This window comes from Bradyrhizobium sp. S3.12.5, assembly GCF_040548225.1.
In the GTDB taxonomy this organism is placed as follows: Bacteria; Pseudomonadota; Alphaproteobacteria; order Rhizobiales; family Xanthobacteraceae; genus Bradyrhizobium; species Bradyrhizobium cytisi.
Genome location: NZ_JBEPRF010000034.1, coordinates 62111 through 73436 on the forward strand (window position 1 = coordinate 62111; position 11326 = coordinate 73436).

Annotated in this window: 10 protein-coding genes; 6 read left to right on the plus strand and 4 right to left on the minus strand. The window is 64.0% G+C overall.

Features of this window, described 5'->3' with window-relative positions; all coding sequences use genetic code 11:
- Positions 1-44 precede the first annotated feature (44 nt).
- The 3 genes from ABIC09_RS34610 to ABIC09_RS34620 all read right to left on the minus strand — a co-directional run bounded on the left by ABIC09_RS34610 (position 45) and on the right by ABIC09_RS34620 (position 3319).
- Positions 45-1271 carry an ABC transporter substrate-binding protein gene (locus tag ABIC09_RS34610; protein WP_354112056.1) on the minus strand — a complete coding sequence of 409 codons (1227 nt, stop codon included), beginning with the start codon at positions 1269-1271 and terminating at the stop codon, positions 45-47.
- A gap of 238 nt (positions 1272-1509) precedes the next feature.
- Positions 1510-2751, minus strand: a complete 1242-nt coding sequence (locus ABIC09_RS34615) for an ABC transporter substrate-binding protein (RefSeq protein WP_354112057.1) — start codon at positions 2749-2751, stop codon at positions 1510-1512.
- 160 nt (positions 2752-2911) lie between these two features.
- On the minus strand, positions 2912-3319 hold the full coding sequence (locus ABIC09_RS34620) for a DUF1304 domain-containing protein (RefSeq protein ID WP_354112064.1): 408 nt from the start codon (positions 3317-3319) through the stop codon (positions 2912-2914).
- Between the two features lie 47 nt (positions 3320-3366).
- On the opposite strand from ABIC09_RS34620, the gene ABIC09_RS34625 reads away from it, so the two are divergent.
- Positions 3367-3897, plus strand: a complete 531-nt coding sequence (locus ABIC09_RS34625; protein ID WP_354112058.1) for a methylated-DNA--[protein]-cysteine S-methyltransferase — start codon at positions 3367-3369, stop codon at positions 3895-3897.
- A 121-nt stretch (positions 3898-4018) separates the two neighbouring features.
- On the opposite strand, the gene ABIC09_RS34630 is transcribed toward ABIC09_RS34625, so the two are convergent.
- On the minus strand, positions 4019-6808 hold the full coding sequence (locus ABIC09_RS34630) for a [protein-PII] uridylyltransferase (RefSeq protein ID WP_148754309.1): 2790 nt from the start codon (positions 6806-6808) through the stop codon (positions 4019-4021).
- A 185-nt stretch (positions 6809-6993) separates the two neighbouring features.
- Between ABIC09_RS34630 and ABIC09_RS34635 the strand changes: the two genes are divergently transcribed.
- The 5 genes from ABIC09_RS34635 (at position 6994) to ABIC09_RS34655 (ending at position 11152) form a co-directional block, all read left to right on the plus strand.
- A complete protein-coding gene (locus tag ABIC09_RS34635; protein ID WP_354112059.1) occupies positions 6994-7965 on the plus strand; it encodes an aliphatic sulfonate ABC transporter substrate-binding protein in 972 nt (323 codons plus the stop codon).
- A gap of 146 nt (positions 7966-8111) precedes the next feature.
- Positions 8112-8957, plus strand: coding sequence for an ABC transporter permease (locus tag ABIC09_RS34640; RefSeq protein ID WP_148754311.1), 846 nt, complete (start codon positions 8112-8114; stop codon positions 8955-8957).
- A gap of 3 nt (positions 8958-8960) precedes the next feature.
- The gene (locus tag ABIC09_RS34645) at positions 8961-9746 is read left to right on the plus strand and encodes an ABC transporter ATP-binding protein (RefSeq protein ID WP_354112060.1); all 786 of its coding nucleotides are present in this window, start codon (positions 8961-8963) and stop codon (positions 9744-9746) included.
- A 53-nt stretch (positions 9747-9799) separates the two neighbouring features.
- Positions 9800-10309, plus strand: a complete 510-nt coding sequence (locus ABIC09_RS34650; RefSeq protein WP_354085167.1) for an OsmC family protein — start codon at positions 9800-9802, stop codon at positions 10307-10309.
- A 39-nt stretch (positions 10310-10348) separates the two neighbouring features.
- Positions 10349-11152 carry a hypothetical protein gene (locus tag ABIC09_RS34655; protein ID WP_354112061.1) on the plus strand — a complete coding sequence of 268 codons (804 nt, stop codon included), beginning with the start codon at positions 10349-10351 and terminating at the stop codon, positions 11150-11152.
- The last annotated feature ends 174 nt before the right edge of the window (positions 11153-11326 follow it).

Below are 11326 nucleotides of genomic sequence, written 5' to 3' on the forward strand. Positions count from 1 at the left end.
GACAAGCCCGGGCATGACGTCGTTGAGGCAGTTGTTTTCGAAGACTAACCCGCCGGGGCTGCGTCCTCCAGGATCGGGCCGAACAGCTCCCAGCGTTCGCCGTTGAACTTCATCATCTGAAGCTGCTTGTTGACGCGGTAGTCGGTTGGCGAGGTGTTGGCCTTGATGCCGGGCAGCGCGACGTCGCTGGTGACGTCCTTCAAAGAAGCCGCCTGCTTCATGACGTTCTCGCGCGTCAGGTCGTCGCCGCACTGCTTCAGGACATGGACCAGCAGCTGCGCGGTGCCGTAACCATAGGTGTTGAAGTTCGAATCCTTGTCGCCATCCGGATAGTACTTGGCCATGAAGTCGAAATACTTCTTCAGACCGGCGTCGTCCTTCCAGGTCGGATCCAGCGGCTCCTTGCCGTAGTTGACGCTGATCAGGCCCTTGGCGGCATCGAGGCCAGCGGGCTTCAGCACCGCCCCGACCGAGGTGGCGTTGATGTCGACGATCTGGACCGGATGCCAGCCCATCTCGGCGATCTTCTTGATCGCCTGCGCGGCCTGCTTCGGCGTAGTGGCGCTGAAGAACAGGTCTGCGCCGGCATCCTTGATCTTGAGGATCTGCGAATCGACCGTGGGATCGGATACCTCGTAGGACGCTTCCGTCACGATCATCTTGGCGGCCTTGTCGCCGAGGCCGGCCTTGATGCCGTTCAGATAGTCCTTGCCGAGGTCATCGTTCTGATAGAGCACGCCGATCTTCGCGTTCGGATGCTCCTTCAGAATGTACTGGCCGTAGATGCGGCCCTCGACGAAGTAATTCGGATTGTATCCCATGGTCCACGGGAAGTTCTTCGGGTCGGTGAACCGCGAGGCGCCGGTGGCCGCGAACAGCTGCGGCACTTTCTTCGAATTGAGATATTTCTGGACGGCCGCGTTCACGGGCGTGCCGATGATCTGGAAGGTCAGCAGCACCTCGTCGCTTTCGACCAGCTTGCGGATCTGCTCCACAGCTTTCGGTGGCGAATAGGCGTCGTCATACTGGATCAAATTGATCTTGCGGCCGTTGATGCCGCCCTGATCGTTGATCATCTTGAAGTAGGCGGCCTGGGTCTTGCCGATCGACGAATAGGCCGACGCCGGTCCCGAAAACGGCATGGTCTGTCCGACCTTGATTTCGGTGTCGCCGGCGCCCGGATCATATTTCTTCTGGGCATTGGCCGCAGAGACCGACAGCGCCATGGTCAGGGCCGTTGCCGTGACCAGATGCAAAATTCCATCCCTCATTCGCAATTTCCTCAGTCTGTTATTGCAGATGGTCTGCCGGACGCACTGCGCGTCCGGCGCCATCGCTGCGCGGGAGTGTGGAGGAGCCGCTGTTGCCGCGCAAGGTGGGCGTTCGTAGGGTAAGTTAGCGAAGCGTAACCCACCACTTCTGCCGACACGTGGGAAAGAGACGAGGTGGGTTACGCCCAGCGGATCGCGCTTCGCGCAGCCGCTGCGGCTGACCACCCTACGACCCGAACTAACCCGCCGGGCCCGAGTCCTCGATGATGGGGCCGAACAGCTCCCAGCGCTCGCCGTTGAACTTCATCATTTGCATCTGCTTGTTGACGCGATAATCATTCGGCCCGGTGTTGATCTTGATGCCGGGCAGCGCGAAGCTCGGGGTGAAGTCCTTGACGTTGGCGACCTGCTTCATGACGTTCTCGCGCGTCAGGTCATCGCCGCATTGCTTCAGCACCTGGACCAGCAGCTCGGCCACCGAATAGGCGTAGGTGTTGACGGTGTTGAGCTTGTCGCCTTCGGGGAAATATTTATCCATGAAGGCGAAGAAGGCCTTCACGCCCGGATCGTCCTTCCACTGCGGATCGCCCGGCTCCTTGCCGTATTGAGTCGAGATGATGCCCCTGGAGATGTCGAGGCCGGCCGGCTTCAGCGTCGCCGAAATCGGGCTGGCATTGATGTCGAGGATATGCACCGGCGTCCAGCCGAGGTCGGCCAGCTTCTTGATTGCCTGTGCGGCGAATTTGGGCGTCGAGGCATCATAGAACAGGTCGACGCCCATCGACTTCAGCTTCACCACCTGCGAGTCCACCGTCGGATCGGTGACCTCGTAGGAGACCTCGCCGACGATCATGCTGGCGGCCTTGTCGCCGAGGCCGCTCTTCAGGCCGGCGAGATAGTCGCGGCCCATATCGTCGTTCTGGTAGAGCACGCCGATCTTGGCGTTCGGATGCTCCTTGAGAATGTATTTTGCGTAGATGCGTCCCTCGGACAGATAGTTGGGATTGTAGGCGATGGTCCAGGGATAGTTCTGCGGATCGTTGAACCGCGCTGCGCCAGTCGAGGCGAGGAGCTGCGGGACCTTCTTGCCGTTGAGATACTTCTGCACGGCGGCGTTGGCGGCCGTACCGATAATCTGGAAGGTGAACAGCACCTCGTCTCCCTCGACGAGCTTGCGCACCTGCTCGACCGTCTTCGGCGGCGAATAGGCGTCGTCATACTGGATCAGATTGATCTTGCGGCCGTTGATGCCACCCTGATCGTTGATCATCTTGAAGTAGGCGGCCTGCGTCTTGCCGATATTGGCGTAGACGGAATAGGCGCCGGAGAACGGCACGGTCTGGCCGATCTTGATCTCGGTGTCGCTCGCGCCGGTGTCGTATTTTTTCTGGGCGAGGGCTTGGCTCACGAAGGCTTGGCTGGCGGAGAACGCGAAGGCGAGCGCCGCCGTGGCAGCTATAAAGGCTCTGCGATTGCTCATTTTGGGTTGTTCCTCCTGACGGAAATTTCCGGCCGACAGTCTTTTCCCGTTGATTGCAACGGTCGCCATCGCTGCCGGAGAGTGTGGAGGAAGGGCAGGCGCCGCGCAAGGATCGCGGCGCTGCGCCGTAGCGCCTCGGGCTAAGATCTAGGCCAGGATTTCAGGCTAAGAACAATGCAGCCAGTGCGATCGCCGCCGGCAGCGCCTGCCCGATCAGAATGCGCGTGCTGACGGTCGCCGCACCATAGGCGCCCGCCACGATCACGCAGAGCAGAAAGAACACCTTGATCTGGAACGCGAAGGCCGGGTTACCGTGGGCGAGACCCCAGATCAGGCCGGCGGTGAGGAAGCCGTTATAGAGGCCCTGATTGGCGGCCAGCACTTTCGTGATCTCGGCCTTCTCAGGCGTATTGCGAAACGTCTTCAAGCCAAGCGGCTTGTCCCACAGGAACATCTCCAGGATCAGGAAGTAGGCGTGCAGTGCGGCGACAAGCGCCACCAGGATATTGGCGATCCAGATCAAGTTGAGCTCCCCCAAAAGCGTCAGCTTTCGGGTGGACGTTAGCATGGCCGGCATGGCAAGTCCGAAGTGTGTTTCGATGCAACGGTGTCGCAATGGCCGCTCGATCAACCAGGACTCCTGAACGCTTCGGCCTCGATCGGCTGGCGACGCCGATCGGGATCGCGTTGCTCGTCACCGATGCCGACGGCGCGTTGCGCGCGCTCGACTGGGACGACTACGGGCACCGCATGCGCGAGCTGCTGCGGCTGCATTACGGCGCGGTAGATCTGCGCGAGCGTTCCGCGCCGGTGGCGATGAAGGCCGCGCTGTCGGATTACTTTGCGGGTAATCTTGCTCAGCTGTCGTCGATCGCATGGCGCATCGCAGGCACACCGTTTCAGCAAGAGGTCTGGACCGCACTCGCCAAAATCCCGGTCGGCACCACGATGAGCTATGGCGCGCTCGCCGCAAAGATCGACAAGCCCAAAGCCATTCGCGCCGTTGGCCATGCCAACGGCTCCAACCCGATCAGCGTGGTGCTGCCCTGCCACCGCCTGATCGGCGCCGATGGTTCGCTGGTGAAATACGGCGGCGGCCTCGAGCGCAAGCGCTGGCTGCTCAGGCATGAGGGCGTGGAGGTTTAGGTCTCTCCCCACCGTCATTCCGGGGCGCGCGAAGCGTGAACCCGGAATCCATCGGGCCGCACCGACGGTGTCGACGAATGGATTCCGGGCTCGCCGCTGCGCGGCGCCCCGGAATGACGAATTATGCCGCCGGCAGAACTGCCTTGTCGCCGGCCATCACGTGGGTCAGCGCGCTCTTGATCGCGGCCTGGCGGGTCGGAGCGTTGATCTGCGCGCCGAGCAGGTCGGTGACGTAGAACACGTCGCGGGCGCGCTCGCCGAAGGTCGCGACATGCGCCGAGGCGATGTTGAGGTTGAGCTTCGAGATCGCGGTGGTCAGCTCGTAGAGCAGGCCGGGGCGGTCGAGGCCGGATACCTCGATCACGGTGTAGCGGTCGGACCACTGGTTGTTGATCGTCACTTCCGGCTCGATCACGAAAGGCCGCGCCTTGCTGCGCACGGTGCGCCGCGCCACGACTTCGGGTAGGCGCAGCTTGCCTTCCAGCACGTCCTCGATCATCTCGCCGATGCGCGTGGCGCGCCGGCCCTCGTCCTCGTCACGGTCGTATTCCCGGGAGATCGAGATCGTGTCCAGCGCGCGGCCGTCGGTCGTGGTGTAGATCTGGGCGTCGACGATGTTGGCACCGGCCGAAGCGCAGGCGCCGGCAATGATCGACAGCAGCCAGGGATGGTCGGCGGCGAAGATGGTGAGCTCGGTGACGCCGCGCACCTCGTCGAAGCCGACATTGATCGCGAGCTTGTGGCCGGCCTGTTCGCTCGACCGCACAAAGCGGGCGTGACGAATCTTGCGCGGCAGCTCGACCTTGAGCCAATAGGCCGGATAGTGCCGGCCGACATAGGCATCGAGCTCGTCGGCCGGCCATTCGGCGAAGGCGTGCCGGAATTCGGCGTAGGCGGCCGTGAGGCGCTTACCGCGGTCGACCTCCGAGAAGCCGCCGGTCAGCACCGGTTCGGTCTCGTAATAAAGCGAGCGCAGCAGCTGCGCCTTCCAGCCGTTCCAAACGCCCGGACCGACGCCGCGGATGTCGGCGGTGGTCAGGATCGTGAGCAGCTTCATCTGCTCGACCGACTGCACCACGGCGGCGAAATTCTCGATGGTCTTGCGGTCGGAAAGATCGCGCGACTGCGCGACCGTGGACATCGTCAGATGCTCCTCGATCAGCCAGGCCACGAGCTCGGTGTCGGCCGCGCTGAAGCCGAGCCGCGGGCAGAGCCGGCGCGCGACCTTGGCGCCGGCGATCGAATGATCCTCGGGCCGTCCCTTGGCGATGTCGTGCAGCAGCGTCGTGATGTAGATCACCGAACGGTGCTCGGGGCGAATTTTGCGCATCAGGTCGCTGGCGAGCGTAAATTCCTCGGCGCCGCCGCGCTCGATGTCCTGGAGGAATCCGACGCAGCGGATCAGATGCTCGTCGACGGTATAGTGATGATACATGTTGAACTGCATCATCGAGACGATCTTGCCGAAGGCGCGGATGAAGTGGCCGAGCACGCCGGTCTCGTTCATCCGCCGCAGCACGATCTCGGCGTTGTCGGAGGTCAGGATCTCCATGAACAGCCGGTTGGCCTCGGGGTTCTCGCGCATCTGCGCGTTGATCAGGCCGAGCGAGCGCGTCACGTCGCGCATCGCGTCCGGGTGGAAGGCGAGGTTGTTCTTCTGCGCCAGGCGGAAGATGCGGATCAGATTGACCGGATCGTGCTTGAAGACGTCGGGCGCGGCGACGTTGATGCGGTTGTTGTCGACGATGAAGTCATCGCTGTCAGGCACACGCCGCTTCACAGGCGTGGGGCGCAGCCGCGCCATCATCCGGCTCAGCACCGGTGCGGGCTTGGCCTGCTGGTCCTCGAGCTTGGCACAGAGGATGGCGGTGAGGTTGCCGACTTCCTTGGCGACCAGGAAGTAGTGCTTCATGAAGCGCTCGACGTCCTGCATGCCGGGATGCGAGGTGTAGCCGAGCCGGACCGCGATCTCGCGCTGGAGATCGAAGGAGAGACGCTCTTCGGCGCGGCCGGAGTAGAAATGCAAGTTGCAGCGCACCGACCAGAGGAAGTCGGCGCAGCGCCGGAAGGTGCGGTATTCCTGCGCATCGAACACGCCGCGCTCGGCGAGCTCATCGGTGTCGCGGACGCGATAGACGTATTTGGCGATCCAGAACAGCGTGTGCAGGTCGCGAAGCGCGCCCTTGCCGTCCTTGACGTTGGGCTCGACCAGATAGCGCGACTGGCCGCCGCGGCGATGCCGCTCCTCGCGCTCGGCGAGCTTCGCGGTGACGAATTCGGACGCGGTGCCCTGCACCACCTCCTTGTCGAAGCGTGCGACGAGCTCGTCATAGAGCGGCTGGTCGCCGGTGAGGAAGCGCGTCTCCAGGATCGCGGTGCGGATGGTCATGTCGCCGCGCGCCTGCCGGATCGATTCATCGACCGAGCGCGTGGCGTGGCCGACCTTCAACCCCATGTCCCAGAGGCAATAGAGAATGGCTTCGGCGACCTGCTCGCCCCAGGCCGTCTGCTTGTAGGGCAGGATGAACAGGAGATCGATGTCGGATTCGGGGGCCATCAGGCCGCGGCCGTAGCCGCCGGTCGCGACCACCGCCATGCGCTCCGCGCCGCTCGGGATCGGCGAGCGATAGAGATGACGGGTCGCGGCTGAATAGAGGATGCGGATGATCTCGTCCTGCACGTGGCACAGCCGCTCGGCGCAGCGGCGGCCATGGCGGTCCTTCAGCAGGATTGCCTGCGCAGCGGCGCGCGCGGCGAGCAGCTCGGCCTTGAGCAGTTGCGCGGTCGCGGTGCGGAACGTGTCCTCACGGCCTCGATGCTTTTCGGCAAGCGCATCGACCGCGGCGGTGATCCGCGCGGTGTCGAAGCGATCATCCACCTGTGGCCTGTGCTCGGTCGCAACGCTGTCCATGTCTCACCGGATATAAGAGGTGACAGGCGCTGTCACCCGCCATTCTCTGGCAATAGTCGTTCCATGCTGGAAAACGGCCGCTTTGGGCAAAGCTGTTCTCGGCCGTTGCGCTTTCAAGGTGGGATTTTCTGGTTGACCTCTAGATATAACTCATTGAAAAACAATGAAATTTCAAGGAGCTGGGCATGATCCGGATTTCACGACGCATTCTGTTGGCGGGAGCCGTGGCACTCGCTGTGACCCCCGCGGCAAAGGCGGCGGATCCGCTCAAGGAAATCCGCATCGACTGGGCGACCTACAATCCGGTGTCGATGGTCCTGAAGCGGAAAGGACTGCTGGAGAAGGAATTCGCCAAGGACGGCATCACCATCACCTGGGTGCAGTCGGCCGGCTCCAACAAGGCGCTCGAATTCCTTAATGCCGGCTCGATCGATTTCGGCTCGACCGCGGGTTCGGCAGCTCTGGTCGCGCGCATCAACGGCAACCCGATCAAATCGATCTATGTCTATTCGCGCCCCGAGTGGACCGCGCTGGTCACGGGCAAGGATTCCAAAATCACTAACGTGGCTGACCTCAAGGGCAAGCGCGTCGCGGTGACGCGCGGCACCGATCCGCACATCTTCCTGGTGCGCGCGCTGCTCGGCGCGGGTCTCACCGAAAAGGACATCACCCCGGTGCTGCTGCAGCACGCCGACGGCAAGACCGCGCTGATCCGCGGCGACGTCGATGCTTGGGCCGGTCTCGATCCGATGATGGCGCAGGCCGAGGTCGAGGAGGGCGCAAAGCTGTTCTATCGCAAGGCGGACGCCAACACCTGGGGCATCCTCAATGTGCGCGAGCAGTTCTTGAAGGACTATCCGGATGCTGCCCGCCGCGTGCTCGCGGTCTACGAGGAGGCGCGGAAATATTCGCTGGCGAATTACGACGAGCTGAAGAAGACGTTCATCGCCGTCACAAAGCTTCCCGACGCCGTCGTGGACAAGCAGCTCAAGGAGCGCACCGAACTCACCCACAGCCGCATCGGCGCAGCCCAGCGCGAGTCGATCCTTGCCGCGGGCCTTGCCCTGCAACAGGCCGGCGTCGTCGACGCCAAGGTCGATGTGAAGGCGACGTTGGATGCCCTGATCGACGACCAGGTCCCGCTGCCGACGAATTAGTTTTTCGCGGAAGAGGGCGCGCGGCGTACCAAACTCCGCCGTCGTCCCGGATCTGCGCTCGCTCCGCTCGCTTGTCCGGGACGATGGGCTGAGGGCGTGGCAAGAGTAGTGTTGCAATCTCACAGAAGACGCGCTTCCTACCGGCCATGATCTCCGACGCGCCAGTTTTGCAGCAATCCTCGGAACCGGCCGAGAGCGCCGCGGCGCCCTCGCGGCTGTCGCGCTACGCGCGGCCGATGCTGGGGCTGCTGCTGCCGTTGATCCTCGCGCTCGGCTGGGAGCTCGTGGTCTGGCTCGGCTGGTCCAACGGCCGGCTGGTGCCGCCGCCCTCGCGCGTCTTCGCCACCATCGCCGAACTCGCCCGCTCCGGCGAGTTGATCCGCCACATCGCCGCGACGCTGTGGCGCGTCGGCCTCGGCTTCGCCTTCGGCGTCATCGCCGGCACGCTGCTCGGCGCCGTCTCCGGCTATTGGTCGCTGGCGCGGCGGCTGCTCGATCCGACCGTGCAGGCGCTGCGCGCAATTCCCTCGCTGGCCTGGGTGCCGCTGTTCATCCTCTGGCTCGGCATTTTCGAGACGTCCAAGATCGTGCTGATCGCGGTCGGCGTGTTCTTCCCGGTCTATCTCGGCGTGATGGGCGCGATCCTCATCGTCGATCGCAAGATCGTCGAGGTCGGTCGCACCTTCCGTCTCTCCGGGTTTGCCATGATCCGCCGCATCTTGCTGCCGGCGGTGCTGCCGGCCTATGTCGTGTCTTTGCGCGTCGGCCTTGGTCTGGGCTGGATGTTCGTGGTGGCGGCCGAGTTGATCGGCGCGTCCGAAGGCCTCGGCTACCTCCTGCTCGACGGCCAGCAGCTCGGTAAGCCCGCGCAGATCCTCGCCGCGATCGTGATCTTCGCCATCCTCGGCAAGCTCACCGACTGGTTGATCGAGGTTGCGGCCGCCCCCTTCCTGCGCTGGCAGGACGCCTTCGGGCGCACCAAGGGAACTTAAGCGATGCTGGCGCTCGACCGGGTCGGCAAGACCTATCCCAACGGCGTGCAGGCGCTGGCGCGTTTCTCGGCCGAGGTCAGCCAGGGCGAGATCGTCGCCATCATCGGCGGCTCCGGCTGCGGCAAATCAACATTGCTCCGCGCCATCGCCGGCCTCGACCGCGCCAGCTCCGGCACGGTGACGCTCGACAGCGAAGCGATCGCCGCGCCACACGCCAAGATCGGCATCATCTTCCAGGAGCCGCGGCTGCTGCCCTGGCTCAGCGTCGCCGACAATATCGGCTTTGGGCTCGCTGATCTGCCTGCCGCTGAGCGGCGCGAGAAGGTGGCGCGCGCGCTCGCCCGCGTCGGCCTCGCCGACAAGGCGCAGGCCTGGCCGCGCGAGCTCTCCGGCGGGCAGGCGCAGCGCGTCGCGATTGCGCGGGCGCTGGTGCCGCAGCCCGAGGTGCTCCTGCTCGACGAGCCGTTCTCCGCGCTCGACGCCTTCACCCGGCGCGACCTGCAGGATCATCTGCTCGACCTCTGGGCCGACACGCGACCGACCTTGATCCTCGTCACCCATGACGTCGACGAGGCCGTGGCGCTGGCCGACCGCGTCCTGGTGATGCGACCGCGGCCGGGCCGGCTGTTCGACCAGATCGAGATCAATCTGACCCGGCCGCGCGACCGCAATTCGCCGCTGTTCGAGAATTTCAAGCGGAGTGTGCTGACGTCACTCGACCGTTCGCTCGACCGCAACGTGCCCGACCGTGACGCAACCCAGGGTCCCGGTCAGGCTATGTGGTGGTGACATTTTCTCTCTGAGCCGGTACATCGAGAGGTAATTTTCCGGGAGAGAACAAGATGGACGCCGCAGAACTGCGCCAGATGCAGGCCCCGATCAAGGAACGCTACAAGACCGATCCCAAGACTGCGATGATCACGCTGAAGGCCAAGGGCTCGATCGACAGCGAAGGCATCGCCTGCAAGGTCGAGACCGGCCGCGCCATCGCGATGGCTGGCCTGCATCCGGCCACCGGCGGCTCGGGCCTCGAGCTCTGCTCCGGCGACATGCTGCTGGAAGCGCTTGTGGCCTGCGCCGGCGTCACGCTGAAGTCGGTCGCAACCGCGATCGAGGTGCCGCTCAAGACTGGCAACGTCTACGCCGAGGGCGATCTCGATTTTCGCGGCACGCTCGGCGTCGACAAGGAGACCCCGGTCGGCTTCGCCGAGATCCGCCTGCGCTTCGAGGTCGATACCGACGCAGCCCAGGACAAGCTCGATCTCCTGCTCAAGCTCACCGAGCGCTATTGCGTGGTCTATCAGACCATCAAGAACGGCCCGAAGGTTTCGGTGTCGATGCAGCGGATGTAGCTGCCACCTTCCCCACTGCGGGGAGGGCAAGAAGAAAAAATGCCTGGCGAACTGTCTTACATCCTCTTTCTTCTCCTGCGCATGGCGGTCGCGGCCGCCTTTGTGGTGTCGGCATCGATCATCACCGAGCGCTCCGGCCCGGTGATTGGTGCGCTGGTGGCGACGCTGCCGATCTCGGCGGGCCCGTCCTACGTCTTCCTCGCGATCGACCACGACGCCGCCTTCATCGCGCAGGGCGCGTTGTCGAGCCTTCCCGTCAACGCCGCGACGATCTTCCTGGGGTTGACCTATGTCGTGCTGGCCCAGCGGCACAGCTTTGCTGTGAGCGTCGGGTGTGCGGTCGCAGTGTGGATCAGTCTCGCCTCGATCATTCGCCTGTTCGACTGGACCCTCGCGGCCGGGCTCGCCGTCAACCTGGTGGCCTTCGGCGTCTGCATTCCGCAGCTTGCACGGTACCGCCACGTGAAGATGCCGCTGGTGACGCGCCGCTGGTACGACATTCCGTTCCGCGCCCTGTTGGTGGCGACGCTGGTCGCGATCGTGGTCTCGACCTCGGGCTGGGTCGGCCCGCGCGTCTCCGGCGTCATCGCGCTCTATCCGATCGTCTTCACCAGCATGATGGTGATCCTGCATCCGCGCATTGGCGGTCCGCCGACCGCCGCCGTGCTCGCCAACTCCGCCTGGGGTCTGCTCGGGTTCGGCATGGCGATTGCGGTGCTGCATGTCGGTGCCGCCAATTTCGGCTCGGCGATGGGCCTCAGCTTGGGGCTCGCCACCTGCATCGTGTGGAATTTAACATTGTGGTGGAACGGGCGACGGAAGCCGCTGGCGGTGGTTTCGTAGGGTGGGCAAAGGCGCGCTTTTTTTGCGCGCCGTGCCCACCATCCCTCCACGAATTCGTCGCTGCATGGTGGGCACGCTGCGAGACTGGGCAAGAATTGTTCTCGCCCGAATCCGGATCGATGTACGATTCTATTCATGACGAATCGCACTTATAAGACTGGTCCGCGGCGGGAG